The sequence below is a fragment of the Verrucosispora sp. ts21 genome (genome assembly GCF_002879555.1).
In the GTDB taxonomy this organism is placed as follows: domain Bacteria; phylum Actinomycetota; class Actinomycetes; order Mycobacteriales; family Micromonosporaceae; genus Micromonospora; species Micromonospora gifhornensis.
On the sequence record NZ_PNOZ01000034.1, the window covers coordinates 1 to 19934 of the forward strand.

Here is a 19934-nt window from a genome sequence, read left to right on the forward strand (position 1 = left end):
AACTCGACGGGGAACAGGCGTGGCCCCCCGGCGGACAACTCGCCGTCGGCTCGTCGCGGCCGATGACGTATCGGCTGTCACCCCACCGCTTCTCGAACTCGCGGGCGGCATCCTCCAACTCGCGCTGTCCCAGCGTGTCGACGACCGCGCCCATCGACCTGATGGACGTGCTGTCCTCATGTCCTCCCGGCCGGTCAACCACTCCGCGCCTTACACGCACGGCCGGCCGGATCGGTTCAGCCCGGCTGAACCGATCCGGCGTCCGCTACGTGTGCGAGTCGGCCTCCGGCATCGACCGGAGTGCGACGCCGGTCTACGCAACGGGGAGGTTGGGCATGCCGCGTCCAGGGGACGCCGAGTGGTCGGTGTTGCAACTCGACTCCGACCCGGTGCCGGGTGATCCCGAATCCTTTGCGGAGATCACTCGGGCCTACCAGGAACTGTCCAGGGCCACCCGGGAGGCGCATGATCTGCTCGCCTCCGGCGGCCGGATCGACGTCGGCCAGGGCAAGGCGATGGAGGCCTTCCGCGACCTGATCGGAAAGCTGCCGGGGCGCCTGGACCGGATGGCGCATTCCTACTCAGCCGCCGCGGAGGCGTACCTGCGTTACCTGCCCTCGCTGGAGGAGGCGCAGACGATGTCGCTGCGGGCTCTCGACCAGGCACGGCAGGCCGCCGGCGACCAGGGCGCGACACAGGCAGCGCTCTTCTCGGCGCAGGCGACGCTCACCGCGCTCGGTCTGGACCCGGAAGCCGAGCAGGCCGCCAAGGAGCAGGTGACCGACGACGTCACCGTTGCGCAGAACCGCGCCGACGACGCCCAGCAAGCCATCGACCAGGCGAAGGCGCTGCTGGGTCAGGCGACCGCGCTGCGCGACCAGGCGGCACGGACTGCGGCCGAGACGCTGCGGCAGCTGGCGAAGGATGCCCCACAGCGGTCGCTGTGGGAGAAGATCGTCGAGGCTTTCCAAGCCTTCATCGAGTTCCTGCGCAGCACCGTCATCGAGTGGATCACCACCATTCTGGACGTGATCGCGACCATCGCGTCGTTCATCTTTCCGCCGCTCGGTGCGGCCATCGGGATGCTCTCCGCCCTGATCGACCTGGGTGCCACGGCGGCCTCCGGAGACCCCGCCGCGATCGGTCTGGCCGCCGGCGGCCTGCTCCTCGGGTTGGTGCCGGGCGGGCGGCTCGTCGGCCGGGTGGCCAAGGTTGCCGGGAAAGGCGCGATCAAGGGTGGAGTCAAGGCGAGCAGCACGCAACTCAGCAGGGTGAAAACCCCCACCGCCACGAGCTACGGTCCCGGCAAGGTCATCAAGGGCGCATTTCGGACCGCCGGGCAAAACCTGAGCGACGTGCGGGCCGTCGTGACGGCGGGGCTCAGGTCACGGAAACCAGTGGACAAGAACACCATCGTCGGCCGAAACACCTGGGGCGTCGAAACGCGTTTCAACGTGGGGGACGTTCAGGCCCGACCAATTCTCAACCACAAAGGTCAGCAGATCGGCGTGAGTTTTCCGAGGAGCGAGGCCGACAACAGGAGCCGCCAGATGTGGGCGGACGCCCGGCACAATCTCTCCACCGGCGACCACGACGGAAAGCTTTTCACCGATGGCCCTCGGTACCAGCGAGTATCGGCGGAGATGCCGGAGGAAGCAAAAGGTGTGCCGCTTGGCCAGACACGGAAAAGCTTCGATTTCAGCACACTGGAACCCGCGCCGTGGCAGAAGGACCCGCTGCTGGTGATGACGCACAGCAACCCCGAAATCGTCGCTCTCTCACTCACGAACGGCAAAGTGGTCCACGTTCCAGGCGGTGAATTCGCCAAGATTCTGCACCACGACGCGAACTTCAGGAAGGTTCTGAACGCCAAACCCGACAGCTCGATCGTCATGATCGCCTGCAGCTTCGGCGCGGACAACGGCAAGGTTGCGCCCGATTTCAGTCGGACGATGAAGCGCCTGGGCAACGATCGACAGATCTTTGCAGCAACCAGCACCGTGTGGACAACCCGAGCGAACGACTACCGCGGCAACTTCGTCAACCCAAGCACCGACTTCACCACAATCGCCGTCGCAAACAAGGGACAGTTTCGCCAGCTGCAGGACGTTCGGGACGTTCCTCCGCAGCTTCCTCCCATGCGGTCAAACAGCGACCCGTTGCCCGATTTCAACACCTGGCAGCCCTCGACGTAGGTGCAGCGCCCGGCGGATGCCCTGCACCCGACAGCGGCGGACGGCAAGACCAAGATCGGGATCGGGATTGATGCCGGTTATCAGCAAGGGAGTGGGCACGTGAGTGGATCGGACGACACAAGCGTCGACCGGAACTGGATGCTGCTGCTGGACAGTGACTGGTCGCCACCGTCGGAGACCGACGAGCAGTCCCGGGCGGTACCGCCGGTAGCGTCGATCGTCGGTGGCTGGCTCGTCGACGACGACGGGACCGTCGGCGCGTTCGAGCCCAACCCGCTCTATCTGCCCGCGGACCAGGACGCGCCGACCGGACCGGTCGACGCGGCGGCAAGGCTGGTGGCGGACGGGCGGGCCGACCCGGACCTGGTGCTGCTCGCGCTGCGGGACAGCCTGACCGAGATCGCCGTCGACGACGAGGGTCGCGTCATCGTGACGCCCGCACCCGACGGGGTGCCGTGTGTCCTCGTCGCCACCGGGGCGGCGGACCGACGTCGGGTGCAAGCAGCAGGCTGGCGGCAGGTCAGCGCCGTCGAGCTGGTGCAGCTGCTGCCCGAGGAGGTCGACGTGCTGCTCAATCCGGGCGGCACCGCGTCGATGCGGCTGTTCGCCGGCGCGCTACGTGAGACTGTCACCGGATGACCCGGCCTGGTCCGTCGTGGGCGGCGGGGTATCGGCTGCTGGCCGCCGTCGCCGCTGCGCTGCTGCTCCTGCTGTTGCCGCTGGCCGCCGGCACCGCTGGCGCGGTGCCGCCCTCGGTGCCGTACTGGGTGGTGCCGGGCGAACCCGGTACCGCGAGCGATCTCACCCTGGCCGGGGTGGCCGACCGGGTGCTCGGCGATGCCCGGCGCGCACCGGAACTGTTCGACCTCAACGAGGGGCGCACCCAGCCGGACGGGCTCGCGTTGACCGATCCGAATCAGCCGATCATGGCTGGCTGGGTCTTCGTCCTTCCCGCAGGCGCCACCTCCGGTGAGATCCGGATCGGTCCGCCGCCGTCGGCCATGCCGAACGAGGGCCAGCAGCCCGCTGACCGACCGCAGGCGAATGCTCCGGTGCCTGGGGCCCCGCCGGCAGAGGGCGGCGAGATCCTGGGGTTCCCACCGGTCACGGCGACGCTGCTCGGTGGCGGCGCGGTGCTTGCGGTCGTCGGGCCCGTACTGCTCCTGCTGGCTCGTCGCCGCGCGGCCAGGTCGGTGCACCCGGCCCCGACGCCGGGCTCACGGCAGGTCCTGGACCGCGCCCTACGGCAACTCGCCGCGCAGTCCACCCAGGCCCAGGTGTACGCGGCACTGGTCGGAGCGGAACGGGTCTCGCTGCGCCTCTCACCGGCGCTGTCGGACGCCCCGCCTCCCTGGCAGGCGCGGCAGCAGGGTGCGATCTGGGAGACGCCGACCTGGCAGCTCGACGAGAGTGCCGACAGCGGCGACGGGTTGCCGCTGCTCGCCACCGTCGGGACGGTCCAGGGCGAGTTGGCCGTCGTCAACCTGGCACGCGCGCCGGGAATCGTCGCGCTCACCGGGGACTCCCAGGCCGCCATCAGCGTCGCCCGTACCTTCCTCGACGAGATCGGTCGACACGCGGCCGCGGCATCCCTCACGGTCAGCGTGGTCGGTCCGCCGTCGCCCATCTGGCCGGCATCGGAGCAGGTCCGGATCGTCCCCGACGCGCGGGCGGTCCTGACACCTGCGGCCGGCGACATCGGCGCAAGCCACCGGCCCGACCTCGACCTCGACCTCGACCTCGACCGTCGGCCGCCACGCAGTCGAGTCGTTGCGAACTCGCGCCGCTGACCGGCTCCCCTGTCCGAACCCATCGATCGATTGGTGTGGCGATGAAGGCACTCCCCTCCCGTACCCTGCTCGGCGCCCTCGCGCTGACCGCCGCGCTCCTCGCCTCCGGATGCACCACGACGGTCACCGACCCGGTTGCCCTACCCCAGCCGGACGACCTCGGCCGGCGCAGCCCGGACGGGGGTTACTGGCCGGCGTCGGTGCAGCTCGGCGAGCATCCGCAGCTCGGCCCCGTGGTCCTCGACGGGAAGGGTTTCACGCTCTACCGGTTCGATCGGGACAACGCCTCGCCGTCCCGATCCACCTGTACGGACGACTGCCTGACGCGGTGGCTGCCGGTGTTGACCAGCGAGCGGATCAGATTCGAGAACCTCGACCCGGCCCGGCTGGGCGCAGTGTCCCGTGCGGATGGCACGCAGCAGGTGACGGTGGGCGGTTGGCCGGTCTACCGCTTCGCCGACGACACGGTGCCGGGGCGCACCACGGGTCACGGTGTCGACGGACTGTGGTTCGTGGTGGGCCCGGACGGCAGCAGGGCCGGCACGGGTGGTTGACAGCGGACCCACGGTGGGAGAGCCATGTCGCGGCCGAACCGAAGACGGGTGTGCCGGCCCGGCGAAAGAGCCGGACCGGCACACCCGTTGACGATCAGTTGAAGCGGACCGAGGCGATGGCGTTGTCGAAGCCGATCGTCGCCAGGTCGGCGACGTCACCGTTGATGACCTGCGATCGGCCGGTGCAGTCCGGGCCCGCCCACACTTTGAACGAGCCCGGGGCCGCGATGGAGGAGGTGACACCCGGACGGGCCAGGTTCTGGCACCCGTTGCCGGCCGCGCCCTGGGAGGCGCCGTTGTCGCTGAAGTTGGCGTCGTCGAAGAAGACGGCGCTGGTGGCCGGCGGGACGTTCGTCTCACCGGTGTCCGGGGTCTGCTGACCGCCCGCCGGTACGCCGGCCTTGCCGCCGGCCGGGGTCACGCCGAACCAGGTGCCGCCGACGCCCTGGCCGAGGGTGTCGCCGCGCTTGGTGTCCTGGGCGAACCGGTACACCGGCCAGCCGCCGAGGGTGACCTGGAGGGTGCCGTCGGCACGCTTGACGGTTCCGACCGCCGACGGCTTGATTCCGGCGACGAAGATCTTGCCGCGCGGCGAGATCGTGACCGGTGGCCAGGTCTGCGCGCACTCGCCGTTGCAGGTCGAGGTGGGCGGGTTGTTGCTGTCGTTGTCGAAGCGGTAGAGCGTCAGCCCGGCACCGTTGACGACCACCGGGTTGAGGTCGCCGGCCCGACTGGCGGTCAACTGCACCCACCGTTGCGCCGACTGACGGGCCGCGCCCACTGGGAGGCCGCCGTTCGGCACCGCCCAGTCACCGGTGTTGGCGGCCGAGTTGTTCGACTTCGCGGTGCCGGAGAGCAGCGCGGGATCGCCGCCGGCAGCCCCGTCCTCGGGTGCGGCGGCCTCGCCGCCGGCCGGCGCGGAGGCCCTCGCCGGCGCGGGCGCCTCGGGGGTGGTACTACACGCCGCCAACCCGACGCCTGCAGCCATGAGGGCAACAACGGGCACTAGGCGCTTGCGCATCATCTCGGGGTCTCCCAGTTCCTATCCGGCCCCGGTTCGTCCGGAAGCCGTTCGGCATCCACACGGTCCCCGACCGGAATCGGTTCAGCCGGTCAGCGGAAGCCGGGAGGCGGGAGGCGGGAGACAGGAGGCGGTCGAGCAGGCCACGGGCCTGCGCCAGGCGACGGACGCGGCAAGCAGGAGACAGCTCCCCCCAGGGTGTCGACTGACGATGCCGACGACAGCCGACATCCCCGGGGGTGGGGTCCACCCGATCAGTAGCTGATCGTCTCCTCGTTGGCCGAGTCGGTCACGATCGCGATGCCGGCGCTGGTGCCGAGCAGTTCGGCACCGGCACGCAGGAGTCCGACGGCCTGGGGGTAGGACTTGATGCTGCCCGACGCCTTGACCCTGGTCCGCCCGCCGGCACGTGCCACCAGGTAGCCGATGCTGGCCGGGTTGGCGACCTCGATCGCACCGCTGCTGGCGTTCTTCAGGTACGCGGCACCGGCCTCGATGGACAGTTCGACGGCGGTCTCACGCTCCGCCTCGGTGAGCAGCGGCAGTTCGAGCATCACCTTGATCGGGACGCCGGACGCGCGGACCACACCGGCGATGTCCTCGCGGAACTCGTCGTACATACCGCTCTTCAGCCAGCCGATCTGAACTCCGATGTCGATCTGCTGGGCACCGGCGCGCACCAGGCTCTCCGCCTCGTACGCCTTGCCGGCGCTGGTGGTGACCCCGACGGTCGGGAAGTCGAGCGCGGAGGCGACCTGGACGCCGCTGCCGCGCAGCACGTCGGCGACGACCGACACCCAGGAACCGGGCACCATCGCAGCGTTGAAGCCGTACTTCAGGGCTTCCTCGGCGTGCTTGATCATGCGGTCCCGGGTGGTGCCGACCTCGATGAGGGTGTGCTGGATGTACGGCGCGAGGGCGGCCGGAGTCAGGTCGGCGGGCAGGGCCGTGGTGGCGGAAGTCATTGCGGGATCTCCTTCTGCGGGCGTGCGGCACCCTGCGGTCGGCGTGGTACGTCGGCAACCGCACGGATGGGTCGAACCGGGAGGGTGAGGGAAAGGGAATTGCCGGAGCGGGAGGTGCGCCTGATCGGGTCAGGACCAGTCGATCAGCACCTTGCCGATGTGCCCGGCGTCAGCCGCGGCCAACGCTTCGGGGGCCCGCTGCGCGGGGAAGGGGTCGGTGATCAGGTGCTGCAGCGCGGGGAGGCTGCGGGCCGCCCGCAGGACCGCCGGGAACTCGGGCTGCGTGAAGACCCAACTGCCGATGACCCGCAGTTCCTTGCGGATCACGTCGACGCCGGGGTCGATCTCCATGCTGTTGTTGGCGCCCAGCAGCACGACGGTGCCGTGCGGCCGGGCCAGCTTCATCACCTGGGTCTGTGCGGCCGGGTTGGCGGAGCATTCGAAGATGACCTCGGGTCCGCGCCCCTCGGTCACGGCCGCGACGGCGGCCACCGGGTCCTGCGCGATCGGGTCGATGACCGTGCCGGCGCCGAGGGTCTTGGCCAGGTCCCGCCGCCCCTCGATCGGGTCGACGGCGAAGACCTCTGCTCCGGCGGCCGCCGCGAGGGCCACCACGCAGCAACCCACCGGCCCGAGGCCGAACACCGCCACCCGGTCACCCACCGCGACCCCGGACTTGCGGAATGCCGAGTACGCGGTGCCGAAGTTGCAGGCGATCAGGGCCGCCATGGCGTCGCTGACGTCGGCGGGTACGGGCAGGACTCCGGTGGCCGGCGCGGTGAGATATTCACCGTCCGCTCCGCTGCGGTGGTTGCCCAGGGTGCGCCGGTCGGCGCAGAACATCGGCTCGCCGCTGAGGCAGAAGGTGCAGTCGCCGCAGCCCGAGTGCTGGTAGACGATGACCCGGGTGCCTTCGGCCGGTCCGTCGCCGCTGGCGGCGGCCCGGGCGATCACTCCCACCGCCTCGTGGCCGGGGACGGTGTGCAGCCGGTGGCCGAGTTCCTGCGCCGACTTGCGGTAGTGCGGCAGGTCGCTGCCGCACACCGCGGACACGGTCACCCGGACCAGCACCTCGTCGTGGGCCGGCACCGGGCGCGGCACCGGGCGCACCTCCGAGTGGCGGTCACCGGTCAGCATCAACGCCCGCATCGACTCTTCGTCGGCAGGGTGGGCTTGCATTCTCGTGTTCTCCTTGCTCGTGCGCGTCACGCCGCGGCCAGGCTCGACAGGTCGAGGTACCGGTCGTACAGCGCGTCGTAAACAGGGGCGGTGGTGGGGTCGGGCCGGTGGCGTCGGGCAGCGCCGAGCGGGCCGGCGGCGTGGGCGAGGTCGTCGTAACGACCGAGGCCCACCCAGGCCGACATGGCCGCGCCGCGCAGCGGTGCCGCCTGCGGGTCACCCGCCGGCACCTCGACGGCGGTGCCGGTGACGTCGGCCAGGATCTGGCAGAACACCGCGGATCGGGCGCCGCCGCCGATCGCGGTCAGCGTCGGCCCGGCCAGTGCCGGCGGCAGGTGCTGCAGCACGTCTCGGACCTGAAGGGCGATGCCTTCCATCGCGGCGCGGACGAGAAATGCGGGTCCGTGGGCGAAGTCGAGGCCGTTCATCCGACCGTTCGCGGCCGTCCAGTGCGGGGTTCCGACGCCCGCCATCGTCGGTGCGAACAGCAGACCCCGGGCGCCGGGTTCGACCTCCTCGGCGTCGCCGGACATCCGCTCGTACGCGGCGTCGTCGTCGCCGTAGCGCAGCAGGGCTCGCAGCCAGCGGAGCACCGATCCGCAGGCGGGGATGGTCCCCTCGACCGACACGTGGTCCTCGACGACGTGCGCGGCGCGGACGAATCCCGCGACGTCGGGGGCGTCGCCGACGGCGGCCGGGAAGACCATCGTCGCCGAGGTGCCCAGGTTGACGGTGGCGGCACCGGCCCGCACACCACCGCCCCCGGCCGCCGAGCACTGCTGGTCGCCGCCGCCGACGTGCACGGGCAGCCCGCCGGGCAGGCCCGTGGCGTGGGCCACCTCGTCGAGAAGTCGACCGGCGACGTCGGTGCAGGCACGCAGCGTGGGTAGCCGGTCCTCGCCGATGTCGAACGCGTCGAGCAGGTCGGTGCTCCAGCGCCCGGCGTGCAGGTCGAGCAGCCCGAACCAGGACGCACAGCTGCGGTCGACCTGCGGCGGGCCGCCGGCCAACTTGTGCAGCAGCCACTCCTGGACCCCGACGAAGTACGCGCAGTCGGCGTACGCCTGCGGGGTGTGGTGGCGCAGCCAGACCAGGGTGGCCAGGGCCGGCATGGTGCTCAACGGCATGCCGGAGATCCGGCTGTAGGTCTGCGCGTGCACCGACCGGCCCATGGCCGCCAGTTCGCTGTCACCGCGCTGGTCCATCCAGAGCACCAGCGGGGTGACCGGTCGCAGGTCCTTGTCGAGTCCGGCGACGGAGGCCCGCTGGGTGGCCAGGGTGAGCGCGACGATGCGATGCCCGGCCTGTGCGGCGAGGGCCTGGATGTCCCGCAGCAGTCGAACGGTCACGTCCCACATCGCCGGCAGCGACTGCTCGGCGTGGCCCGGGTGGGGGTGGTCGATGACCAGTTCGTGGCTGCGCTGCGCGTGCACCTCGCCCTGGTCGTCGACCAGGGCGCAGCGGATGCCGGTGGTGCCGGCGTCCACGACGCACACGACGTCGGTCATCCCTTCACCGCCCCGAAGCTCATGCCGGTGACCAGTTGCTTCTGCGCGAGGAAGAGCACGACGGCGACGGGGAGCACGGCCAGGGTTCCGGCGGCCATCATCGGGCCGACCGCCACCGACTGGAACTGCATGAACCCCAGCATCGCCACCGAGACGGTCTTCGCTTCGCCGCTGGCCAGCGTGAGGGCGAAGACGAACTCGTTCCAGGAGAAGATGAAGTTCAGCACGGCCGCGGCGGCGACGCCGTTGCGGACCATCGGCCACGCCACGCTCATGAACTTCTTCGTCTCCGAGCAGCCGTCGAGGTCGGCGGCCTCGAAGACCGCGGCCGGCAGGTCCGCGAAGAAGCTGCGGAGCAGGAAGAAGGTCACCGCGAGGTTGACCACCGTGTGCATCACGGTCAGCGCCCACACCGTGTCGATGCCGCCGATCTGGCGGAACAGGACGAAGTACGGGATGACCACGACGACCGCCGGGAGCATCCGGGTGGACAGCACCCAGAACTCGAAGTCCGACCGGCCCTTGAACTGCATCCGGGCGCAGGCGTACGCGGCGGGTGTGGCGGCGGCGATGGCGATCGCGGAGGAGACCACCGCGACGAGAACCGACCGCCCGATCGCCCCCATGAACTCGGTGTCGCCGAACAGGTCGACGAAGTTGAACACGTACAGCGGGGCGAGCCAGTCCGGGGCACCGCCGCGGATGTCGCTGGGAGCGGCGAAGCCGACGCGGAGCATGAAGGCGAACGGCAGGATCGACCAGCAGATGAGGGCCCAGATCGCCGCGGTCCGCAGCACCCGGCCTTTTCGAGTCTCGTGCACTAGTGCTCCAACCGTTGCAGCGCGGGTGCGGCGAACCGTTTCCCGACGATGAACAGGACGACGAGCAGCAGCAGGCCCAGCGCGGACGCCTCACCGATGTGCAGGTCGTTGAAGGCGGTCCGGTAGATGCGTACGACAAGCGTCTCGGTCGCCGCGCCCGGTCCTCCCCCGGTGATGATCCAGATGGAGTCGAAGGTGCGGACCGCGTCGATCGCGCGGATCGTGACGACGAAGGCCACAAGTGGCTTGAGCATCGGCAGCGCGATGCGGACCAGCCGTTGCAGGGCGCTCGCGCCGTCGAGTGCGGCCGCTTCGAACGTCTCGTCCGGCAGCGATTTCAGGCCGGCGAGCATGACCAGGGTGATGAACGGCGCCCACTGCCAGATGTCGACCACCACGAGGGCGACCACGGCCAGCATGGGTTCCGACGTCCAGCCCGGTGTGGGGAGTCCGACGGCGGCCAGGGCGGCGTTGATCTGTCCGCCGTCCGGGTTGAGCATCAGCCGCCAGGACAGGTACGCCGCGACCGGGGTGGCGCCGAACGGCAACACGAGCAGGGCCAGGTAGAGGCGGCTGCCGCGCAGCGGTCGCCACAGCAGCGAGGCGGCGAGCGTGCCCAGGGCGAACTCGGCGACCACGGCGACCAGGACCATGCCGACGGTGAGCAGCAGCGCCCGGAGCAGGCCCGGTTCCCCAACAGTGTTGGTGAAGTTGGTCAGCCCGGCGAAGCCCTGCTCGTCGGGGCGGGTCAGGTTGTTGTGCCGCAGCGAGTTGACCAGCACCGACACGAAGGGGTAGACCGTGAACGCCAGCAGCAGCACGGTCATCGGGGCGAGCATGCCGATGAGGAACAGTCTTCTGCTGCGCCTGTCGTCCGGTCGGGGCGTACGCCCGGTGGTGCCCGGCGGTGCCGCCGGCGGGGAGCCGGCGGCCTGCCGCGACAGCACAGCTGTTCGGTCTGCGGACATCACAACCTCGTTCGGCGTGGACGACGCCGGCCGGTCGGGCCGGCGGGACGGGGACTCATCGGCCCGCTCGGGCCATCGCGGCAGCCGCGTCGGCCATGGCACGCTTCGGGTCCTTGCCGTCCACCAGCACCTTGATCAGTTCGAGGGAGAGGGCGTCGGCCTCGCTCGGGAAGGTGGGCCGGGCGTACGGGACCCGGTCCGGCTGTACGGCCTGGAGGTTGGCGACGATCTCGGTCGACATGTCTCCGGGGTAGAAGGAGAGGAAGTCCTCGTTCGACCACACCGACTCGCGGGCCGACGGGCTGCCCGACTCGGCGCTGACCGAGGTGGCGGTCTCCTTGCTCATCGCCCAGGCGTAGAAGAGGGCGGCCTGCTCCTTCTTGCGGGACGCCTTGGGGATGCCGGCCATCCAGTACCAGTAGTTCGGGGCGGCCTTGGCGGCGGCGCTGTCGGGCCACCGGGACACGGCGATCTGGTCGGTGTGCTTGCTGCTGTTCTTGTCCAGCACGACCGACAGCAGGCCGCTGGCGTCGGTGTAGAGGGCCGCCCGGCCCTCGTTGACGCTGCCGGTGGCCTCCAGCCAGCTCATGTTGGACGCGCCCTTGGGGCCGTACTTGGTGAGCAGTTGCTGCACGTACAGCTCGGTGGCGGCGACCGCCTCGGGGCTGTCCACCGTCGGGGTGTTGCCGTTGTAGAACTCGCCGCCCTGGGTGAGGAAGTAGTTCGTCCAGGTCCACACGATGTCGAGTCCGCGGCGGCCCCGGCCGGCGAAGGGGCGTTCCATGGCGGCGGAGAGTTTGGCGCTGGCGTCGACCAGGCTCTCCTGGGTGGGGAACGCGGTGACGCCGGCCTGGGCCGCGAGGTCCTTGCGGTAGATGACGACACCGGCCTCCGCGGACAGCGGCAGCGCCATCAACTCACCGTTGAGGCTGCTGGCCTTGCGGGCCGGCGCGAAGAAGTCGTCGGTGTCGAACCAGTCGGCGTTGACCAGGCCACTGCCGCCGAAGTAGCTGTCCAGCGGTTCCAGCCATCCGGCGTTCATGTACTGCCCGGCCTGCAGGTTGCCGACCATCAGCGCGTCGTACGTGGTGGCGCCGGAGGAGAGTGCCACCAGGGCCTGCTGGTAGTAGCTGTCCTCGGACAGGGTGTTGGCCTTGATCTTCATCCCGGTCAGGGCCTCGAATTCCGGGAATCGCTTGCTGACCGCGGAGGTCCACCAGTGCTCGCAGAGCAGGAGGTTGAGGGTCTCGCCCTTGAAGCGGTCCCATTGCATGTCGGACGCGCCGAGTGTCTGGGTGCCTGTGGTGGCGCTCGGGGTGCCTGTGTCGCCCTCGCGGGAGGCGCAGGCGCCGAGGGCCAGTGCGCCGCCGACGCCGAGGGCGCTGGTCAACAAGCCACGGCGGGACAGCCTGAATGAAGCCTCGTGTCGCATGATGTCTCCTGTTGACAGCACGTATCGACGGCGGTGGTCGGCCACCGTCGGTACGCGTGGGGGTGGGGGGTGTGGAGCGGGAGGGGAAGGTGGCAGGCGGGGGCCTACCGCTTGATCCAGGAGGAGATTCGTACGCGGTCTCCGCGTACCCACACGTCGGAGTATTCGACGGAGTTCCCGTTGGCCTGGTACGAGATCTGTTCGAGGTAGAGGAGGGGCACGCCGGGGCGCAGCGACATCGCGGCACTGACGTCGTCGTCGGGGAGGATGGCGGAGAAGGTCCGCCGGACGGATTCGACGGTCACGCCGTAGTCGTGTTCGAGCACGCCGAACAGCGACCGGTCCTGTAGGACCTGCGGGGACAGATCCGGGCACAGGACGGTGGGTAGGTAGTTGTCCAGCAGGTAGACCACCTCACCGGCGACCGATCGGGTCCGCCGGATGGCCAGCACGCTGAGGTCGTCAGCGGGCAGGCCGAGGTGGGCGGCGATGTGGCTCGGCGCCTGGATGACCCGGGCGGACAGCACCTGGGTCTGGTACTCCACGCCCTCCCGGTCCAGGCTCTGCGCCGTGGAGATCAGCTCCTGGGCGAACTCCTGCTCCAGCATCTGTCCGCGTACGAAGGTGCCCTTGCCGCGGGTCTGCTTGAGCAGGCCGGCTTCGATCAGGGTCCGGATCGCCCGACGGACGGTGCCCCGCGAGACGTTCAGCGCGCCCGCCAGCTCCGGCTCCGCCGGCAACTTCAGATGCTCCGGCCACTCGCCCGACTCGATGCGCTGCCGCATCAGCTGCGAGATCTGCTCGTGCAGGGCCTCGGCCTCGGCCGCGGAGACCTCTCGGGTGAGCGCCCTGATCGCGGCAGGGGTGAGTTCCTGAGCCGTGGCCACCGCCCACTCCTCGCTTGTCCAGTGATGTCTTCGTTGGTCTGTAGACATCACTGAACATAGGCGCGGGTCTGGTGATGGTCAAGGGGCTGACCTGGTGAAACTTGGCGGCGTAGCCGGTGGCGGTAGGCAAATGCGACGGATCAGGCCAATGGCCACGGACACGATCAGGCGGTGGCCGCGGCTAGCCGACCTCGGGAGACGGGTCGAGGATCCAGTGCTCCCCTGTGGTCCAGCCGAGCAGTCGTCGGCCCGTACCGGCCCGACCGTCCGAATCGAACGTCCCGCCGCCGACGATGTGCCCGAGCCCGGTCACGGCCGGCGCGAGCCGGGTCCGCACGTGGTCGGGCTGGGCGGCCAGTCGCTGCGCGGCGTGGGACAGGAAGGCCGTCTGCTCCTCACCCGTCGACAGCGCCAGGAAGAACACCATCTGCCGCCACGCGTACGCGGTGTTCTTGACGGTGCCCAGCGGACGAGGGTTGTGGTGCAGGCGTGCGGTCAGCCGCAGCACGGCGTCCAGGCACTGCTTCGCCAGCTCGATCGCGGGCAGGCCGATGCCGAGTTCGACGATCGTGGCCAGGTTGTGCGTGGTCAGGATCTGCGCCTGTTCGATGATCGTCCCGTTGGCCGCCACCGGGAACCACGACCGCTTGCCGGTCGCACCGGCCCGATCGCGGCAGAGTTCGTCGAAGGTGTTCGAGGTCCGGGTCCGCCGGATCAGCCGCCGACGGGTGTCGTCGATCGCGGCGATCGCCGGGTAGTCGATGTCGTAGTACCGCGCGTACAGGCTGCCCGCGAGCCGCCGACCGGCGAGCGTGGCGGCCTGGAGGAACTTGGCCGAGAACGTACCCATGAAGATGTCGGCAGCGAGTTCCTCGACCCACGGCAGCGGCAGGCCCGCCTGCGTCGACAGCGTCGACAGCTCCTTGACGAGCGGGTTGGGCAGCACCGCGGCCGGGAATCCGGTCACCGCCACCGACGCCAGTCGGGCCAGGGTGCGACGGGCCTGATCGCGGGTGTCGCTGGTGTCGGTCCGGGCCGACGCCACCGCCCGCACCCAGGGCAGCTCGGCCAGGCGTACCTGATGCTCCAGGTTCAGCAGCAACAGCGAACGGCGAGCGCGGAAGGCACGGTAGGTGGCGTCCATCAGGATGCGCAGGGCCGGATCGGGGTACGCCGAAGCCGCGGTCGCCGCCGCCAACCGCGGGGTGAGCCGGGCCAACTCCTCCGCCGAGGCGATCACACCACGGTCGATCAACTGCTCCAGGGTTGCGGCGGTAGCGCGGGCCACCACCCGCGCGACCGGCTCCGGTGCCGGCCAGCCCGCCACCACACCCGCCTGGTGGGCCTCGTCAGCGTCGACCGGGCGCAGCACCTGGTCGACGTCGTGGATCCCGACGTCCTGCGGCAGGGCGGCCAGTCGGGCGGCCACCAGCTGCGCGAGCTGATGGTGGCGGGGCAGCGCCGCCTCGCGGGCCTGCTGCTCCCGCAACGCCGTGTGCTCCGGGCTGCCCGGACGGCCGCGCTTGCGCAGCATCGCCTCCACCATGCTCTGGACCAGGCCACGCTCGCGCGGCGTCAGCTGGGCTCCGGCCACCCGTCGCTCCAGCGCGGTGCGCAGCACACCGATGCTGCCCCTGCGGTGGCGATGCCTGCTGCAGCGCGGATGCGCGGCGGCGAGGTGCCGGTAGCGGGCCAGCAGCTGAGCGGCGCGCGGCAGCCAGTCGTCAGGCGTCACCGCGTCGACCCGGCCGTCGACGACGGTCTCGCACCACAGCGTCAGCAACTCGTCGGCGAGCGGGTTCCACACCGTCAGCGCCTCGCGCATCGTCTCGATCTGCGCGTTCGGTTGCCGCTGCTCCAGCACCCGGCGCACCTCGCCGGCCGTCTGCCGGTAGACGACGTCCGGGTCGCCGGCAGGCTGATCGTTCGGGCCCGGGGTGAAGCGCAGCCGGTCGGCGTACGGTGCGATCTCCTCCAGCAGGTTCACGGCGGCGGCGCGCTCGCCGGCGCGCAGCAACCACGCCACCACCGGCAGCGCCGCCTCCTCCGCGTACTCGGCCCGGTAGCGGCCGCTGTCGAGCAGCTCCCCCAGTTCCACCAGGCCCGCGTCGGTCAGCCACGACCAGAACAGGGCCCGACGCTCGGCCGGCAGGCCGAGGCGCCGTGCCCGGTCGGTCTCGTCCGGGCGCAGCGCACCGCCGGCGGCCGGCGTTCCGGTCGCGAAGCCGCCGTGGGCCACCTCCGGCGTCACCCACGCCGGCAGGCCCCGCACCGGGGTACGCGAACCGATGTCCAGCGTTCCTGCGGCCATTCCGTCCACGACCTGCTGCCAGCGGCGTACCCGCCGTTCCGCCCGCTGCCGGGTGGTCGGATCCTCATGCGTCCCGGCGGTGGTCAGGGCACGTGCCAGCTGGCCCAGGGGAAAGCCCACGCCGACGCTGATGTCGTTGTCGCTCACGCCAGCGTGGCGGGCTCCGCCCCCGCGCCCTCCGGGATGCAAGCCCGGTGCTCTGCTACTGAGCTACACGCTGATGCCGCGAGACTCTACGGAGTTCACCCCCGCGCACGCACCCGAGATCTGCTCAGTCGCTGACTCTGCTGCGGGCCTGGTACAGCAGGTCCTGGTACTCGGGGTGACGGTCGATCCACCCCGCGATGAACGGGCAGGTGGCCAGAACCCGCAGGTTCGCGGCACGCGCCTCGTCCAGGGCCGCTCGGGCCAGAGCCGCCCCGACTCCTTTGCCCTCGTACTTCGGCGACACCTCGGTGTGGACGAACGCGACGAGTTCCGCGGTACGGATGTACTCCGCGACGCCCGCGACCTCGGACTCCCCATCGACCCGGGCCTCGTACCGCTTGGCCTCGGGAACGTCCGTCACTACGACCATCACGTGTCCTCCTGTTGTCTTCCGGGCGAGTTGTCCACCCGAGCGGGCCTCGGCGCGAATGTCCATGATGGTGGTCGCGACCCCTGATCGCCATGTTCACAGCCAGTCGTGTTCGCGGGCGTAGCGCGCCGCTTCGTGGCGGGTCCGGGTCTGGGTCTTGCGCATGGCGTTGGAGAGATAGTTGCGTACGGTGCCGGGGGCGAGGTGCAGCCGCGCGGCGATGTCGGTGACCGAGTAGCCCTCGCCGGTGACCCGCAGCACGTCGGCTTCGCGGTCGGTGAGCGGGTTGTCCTCGGTGACGGCGCGCGCGGACACGTCCGGGTCGATCCAGCGTCTGCCCGTGTGCAGGGCGGCGATGACCGAGGTGATGTGGGCCGGTTCGGCGGACTTGCTGACGAAGCCCTGGACGCCGAGCTTCAACGCCTTGCGCAGCACGCCCGGTCGGGCGTGCCGGGTCAGCATGAGGATCACCTGCTCCGGCAGCGTACGGCGGATCTCGGCGACCGCGCCGAGCCCGTCCACGCCGGGCATCTCCAGGTCGATGACCAGCACGTCGGGGCGGTGCCGCAGGGTGGCGGCGACGGCGCTCTGGCCGTCGGACGCCTCGGCGAGGACGGTGATGTCGCCTTCGATGGGCAGCAGCGCGGCCAGTGCCCTACGGAGCAGCACCTCGTCGTCGGCGAGCACGATCGTCGTCATCGGCGCTCCGTCTGCGCGGTCGTCGGGGCCGGGTCGGCGCGGGCGGGCGGGAAGATCGCGGCCGTCAGGAACTGCTCGTCCTGCTGTTCCACGGTCAGTTCTCCGCCGTCGGCTGCCAACCGTTGCCTCAGCGCCGACAGCCCCCTGAGCTCCGGGCTCGTGGTGGCGGTCACCCCGTCGTTGACGATGGTGATGCCTGCCCCGGAAAGGGTGATCTGCACCTGGGTGGCCTGGGCGTGCCGCAGGATGTTCGTGGTCGTCTCCCGCAGCACCTGGCCGAGCAGTTCGCTGACCCGGGCGTCTTCTTCGGCCTCCCGGGTCACCCGGACCCGGATACCGGCGGCTTCGAACAGGTTCTTCGCGTTCTCGATCTCCGCGGTCAGGTTGAGCCGCCGTTGCGCGTACGCGAGTTCCTTGGTCTGCGCGATGGTGTCGCTGACCAGCGCGTACGTCTCCCGCAACTCCTTGGCCGCCCGGTCGCTGTCGCGCAGCAGCAGCCGCTGGGCCAGTGCGATCTTCAACTTGACCACGTGCAGGGTGTGGCCCTGGATGTCGTGCAGGTCGCTGGCGAACCGGACGCGTTCCCGGACGACCGCCAGCTCCGCCTCGCGTTCCCGGGTCTGTTCGAGTTCCCGGATGAGGTCGTAGAACCGCTCACCCAGCACCGTCGTGACGGTCACCAGGACGGTGATGACGGTGGGGGTGAGCACGTAGGTGATCAGGACATCGCGGACGTCGTCGCGCTGCACCAGCAGCCGCGCCGCGCCGACCACGGCGACGTAGCCGAACAGCCCGGCCATCGCCAGCGCCCGCCGCCCCGGCCGGACCTCACGCAGCGCAAGAGAGCCCACGGCGCAGATCCCCCAGTACGCGTTCCTGCCGCCGGTCACCAGGACGCCCAGTGGCCACACCGCGCCCGCGACGATCACGCAGGGAAGCACGACCCGGGCCAGGTCGTTGGCCGTCCACCGTTCGAATGCCACCACGGCCGCCACGACGCCGGGTGCCAGGACGACGGCGTGCCACCAGGTGTGCGCGTCGACGTACAGCAGGACCACCGCGGCGATGACGATCAGCGGTAGGGACGTCGCCAGGTTGAGTCGACGCAGCCGCCCCTGCGTCGACTGCGTCAAGCGCAGCGGTCGTGGGGTCACCGCCCCAGTATTCCGCGATCATCGGCCACGACCAGTGACACTGCGTCATATCCCTTCATGACATGACGCCACTGACGGGTCGGCCGGGTCCGCGCTGTCATGGATGCATGTCCACCACACCTGTCATCGACGTCGACCGACTGAACCTCACCTACGGCGACTTCCACGCCGTGAAGGACCTCTCCTTCCAGGTACGGCACGGGGAGCTCTACGCACTGCTGGGCACCAACGGAGCGGGGAAGACCTCGACGTTGGAGATCATCGAGGGGCATCGGGCGCCGACCTCCGGCACCGTACGCGTCCTCGGGCACAGCCCTCGCGACCGGCGGGCGGTTCGCCCCCGGATGGGCGTCATGCTCCAGGAGAGCGGATTCTCCCCGGACCTCACGGTCCGTGAGTCCGTCCGCCTGATCGGCCGGCTGACCCGACGCACCGACGACGTCGACCGGGTCCTCGACCTCGTCGACCTCACCAGCCGGGCCGGACGACGCGTGTCCCAACTGTCCGGCGGGGAGAAGCGTCGACTGGACTTCGCGACCGCCGTCTACGGCACACCGCAGGTGCTCTTCCTCGACGAGCCGACCACCGGCCTGGACATCCAGTCCCGCGACGCCCTCTGGGCCACCGTGGACCGCATCCGCGAGGACGGCACCACCATCGTGCTCACCACGCATTACCTGGAGGAGGCCCAGCAGCGCGCGGACCGGATCGGGCTGATGCACCAGGGCACGCTGCACCGGGAAGGTACGGTGTCTGAACTGACCCGCGCCCTGCCGGCCGTCATCCGCTTCTCCCTTGCGCCATCAGCGCCGCGACCGCCGTTGCAGGCTGTCGTCGACGGCGACGGCAAGGCCCTGGTCGAGACGTTCCACCTGCAGAAGGACCTGCATCTCCTGCTCGGCTGGGCACAGGAGCACGCGGTGGAACTGCCGGACCTGGAAGCCGGACCGACCCGGCTCGACGACGTGTTCCGCACCCTCGGCACCGCATCCCACCGCGGCAACTGACCCGTCCTCGAAAGGAACCCCGTGTTCTCCATCGCCTCCAGCGAACTGATCCAGATCTTCCGTAACCGGTTGGTGCTGGTCACCAGCCTCATCGTCCCGGTGGCCGTCTCCGCCCTGTTCGTCCGCCAGCACGAGACCTTCGCCGACCTCGGCAGTCTCGGCTACATCGCGGCGATCGTGATGTTCACCGTGGCCGCGTTCGGGCTCTACGCCACCGCCGTCACCACCCTCGCGTCGCGGCGGCAGAACCTCTTCCTGAAACGACTGCGGTCCACCGCCGCCGCCGACTCCACCATCCTCGCCGGTCTGCTGCTGCCCCCCACCGCGATCGCGGTGGTGCAGGTGTCCGCGATCATGACCGCACTGGCCATGGTCGCCGGTGAACCGACGAACATCGCCCTGCTCGTGCTGGCGACCGTCGCCACCCTGGCGATGATGATCGGTCTGGCCCTGGCCACGGCCGGACTGACCAACTCACCCGAGCACGCCCAGGTCACCACCCTGCCCGTCACCCTCGGCGTCATCGCCGTGGCCAGCTGGGTCGGCATCACCGGCACCGAGGAACTCACCCTGCTCAAGCGGCTGCTCCCCGGCGGCGCGGCCACCGAACTGACAATGAACGCCTGGAACGGCGGTACCGCCGTGGCCGACTCCCTGCTCCTGCTCGCACCCACCCTGGGCTGGGTCGCCATCGCCGTCGCCCTGGCCACCCGACTCTTCCGCTGGGAGCCCCGCCGATGACCACCGCATCGCACAGCCGACCGAACACCCCGACCCTCGCCGACCTCACCCTCGGCGAACACCTGAGCACGGCAGGCCAGGGCCGGGTGAGAAGCGTGGCGGATCATCCACCGACGGACAGCCTC

18 protein-coding genes and 1 tRNA gene are annotated in these 19934 nt (G+C 70.4%); 6 read left to right on the forward strand and 13 right to left on the reverse strand.

Annotated features, from left to right (window positions below; genetic code table 11):
• Positions 1-161 precede the first annotated feature (161 nt).
• From C1A38_RS16300 to C1A38_RS16315, 4 genes are all read left to right on the forward strand, one after another.
• Positions 162-2195: a putative T7SS-secreted protein gene (locus C1A38_RS16300; protein ID WP_233196859.1), complete on the forward strand. Its 2034-nt coding sequence runs from the start codon at positions 162-164 to the stop codon at positions 2193-2195.
• Positions 2196-2294: 99 nt separating this feature from the next.
• Complete coding sequence (locus C1A38_RS16305; protein WP_158244906.1) at positions 2295-2834, forward strand: type VII secretion system-associated protein; 540 nt, start codon at positions 2295-2297, stop codon at positions 2832-2834.
• Positions 2831-3985, forward strand: coding sequence for a hypothetical protein (locus C1A38_RS16310; RefSeq protein WP_102658680.1), 1155 nt, complete (start codon positions 2831-2833; stop codon positions 3983-3985). The genes C1A38_RS16305 and C1A38_RS16310 overlap by 4 nt, the downstream gene beginning before the upstream one ends.
• Positions 3986-4026: 41 nt before the next feature.
• The gene (locus tag C1A38_RS16315; RefSeq protein WP_102658681.1) at positions 4027-4539 is read left to right on the forward strand and encodes a hypothetical protein; all 513 of its coding nucleotides are present in this window, start codon (positions 4027-4029) and stop codon (positions 4537-4539) included.
• A gap of 94 nt (positions 4540-4633) precedes the next feature.
• Here the strand turns inward: C1A38_RS16315 and C1A38_RS16320 are convergent, their stop codons facing one another.
• The 13 genes from C1A38_RS16320 to C1A38_RS16380 all read right to left on the reverse strand — a co-directional run bounded on the left by C1A38_RS16320 (position 4634) and on the right by C1A38_RS16380 (position 18061).
• On the reverse strand, positions 4634-5527 hold the full coding sequence (locus C1A38_RS16320; protein WP_233196860.1) for a hypothetical protein: 894 nt from the start codon (positions 5525-5527) through the stop codon (positions 4634-4636).
• A gap of 287 nt (positions 5528-5814) precedes the next feature.
• A complete protein-coding gene (gene deoC / locus C1A38_RS16325; protein ID WP_102658683.1) occupies positions 5815-6525 on the reverse strand; it encodes a deoxyribose-phosphate aldolase in 711 nt (236 codons plus the stop codon).
• Between the two features lie 129 nt (positions 6526-6654).
• A complete protein-coding gene (locus tag C1A38_RS16330) occupies positions 6655-7704 on the reverse strand; it encodes a zinc-binding dehydrogenase (RefSeq protein ID WP_102658684.1) in 1050 nt (349 codons plus the stop codon).
• Between the two features lie 26 nt (positions 7705-7730).
• Positions 7731-9212, reverse strand: a complete 1482-nt coding sequence (locus C1A38_RS16335) for a xylulokinase (protein WP_102658685.1) — start codon at positions 9210-9212, stop codon at positions 7731-7733.
• Positions 9209-10033 (reverse strand): carbohydrate ABC transporter permease, encoded by an 825-nt coding sequence (locus C1A38_RS16340; protein WP_146017561.1) that lies wholly within the window; start codon positions 10031-10033, stop codon positions 9209-9211. Before C1A38_RS16340 ends, C1A38_RS16335 begins: the two co-directional genes overlap by 4 nt.
• On the reverse strand, positions 10033-11001 hold the full coding sequence (locus tag C1A38_RS16345) for a carbohydrate ABC transporter permease (RefSeq protein WP_146017562.1): 969 nt from the start codon (positions 10999-11001) through the stop codon (positions 10033-10035). The genes C1A38_RS16340 and C1A38_RS16345 overlap by 1 nt, the downstream gene beginning before the upstream one ends.
• Before the next feature lie 55 nt (positions 11002-11056).
• On the reverse strand, positions 11057-12433 hold the full coding sequence (locus tag C1A38_RS16350; protein WP_102658688.1) for an ABC transporter substrate-binding protein: 1377 nt from the start codon (positions 12431-12433) through the stop codon (positions 11057-11059).
• 104 nt (positions 12434-12537) lie between these two features.
• The gene (locus C1A38_RS16355) at positions 12538-13320 is read right to left on the reverse strand and encodes a GntR family transcriptional regulator (protein ID WP_013734077.1); all 783 of its coding nucleotides are present in this window, start codon (positions 13318-13320) and stop codon (positions 12538-12540) included.
• A 181-nt stretch (positions 13321-13501) separates the two neighbouring features.
• Positions 13502-15778: a hypothetical protein gene (locus tag C1A38_RS16360; protein ID WP_102658689.1), complete on the reverse strand. Its 2277-nt coding sequence runs from the start codon at positions 15776-15778 to the stop codon at positions 13502-13504.
• Position 15779: 1 nt separating this feature from the next.
• Positions 15780-15851, reverse strand: a tRNA-Ala gene (locus C1A38_RS16365).
• Between the two features lie 51 nt (positions 15852-15902).
• Positions 15903-16208: a GNAT family N-acetyltransferase gene (locus C1A38_RS16370; protein ID WP_199180224.1), complete on the reverse strand. Its 306-nt coding sequence runs from the start codon at positions 16206-16208 to the stop codon at positions 15903-15905.
• 96 nt (positions 16209-16304) lie between these two features.
• Positions 16305-16907, reverse strand: coding sequence for a response regulator transcription factor (locus tag C1A38_RS16375; RefSeq protein ID WP_102658691.1), 603 nt, complete (start codon positions 16905-16907; stop codon positions 16305-16307).
• Positions 16904-18061: a sensor histidine kinase gene (locus C1A38_RS16380; RefSeq protein WP_102658692.1), complete on the reverse strand. Its 1158-nt coding sequence runs from the start codon at positions 18059-18061 to the stop codon at positions 16904-16906. Before C1A38_RS16380 ends, C1A38_RS16375 begins: the two co-directional genes overlap by 4 nt.
• A gap of 107 nt (positions 18062-18168) precedes the next feature.
• On the opposite strand from C1A38_RS16380, the gene C1A38_RS16385 reads away from it, so the two are divergent.
• Together C1A38_RS16385 and C1A38_RS16390 are read left to right on the forward strand one after the other, a co-directional pair.
• Entirely contained in the window at positions 18169-19068 is a 900-nt protein-coding gene (locus C1A38_RS16385; protein WP_102658693.1) for an ABC transporter ATP-binding protein, read from the forward strand.
• A 21-nt stretch (positions 19069-19089) separates the two neighbouring features.
• Positions 19090-19809, forward strand: a complete 720-nt coding sequence (locus C1A38_RS16390; RefSeq protein ID WP_102658694.1) for an ABC transporter permease — start codon at positions 19090-19092, stop codon at positions 19807-19809.
• The last annotated feature ends 125 nt before the right edge of the window (positions 19810-19934 follow it).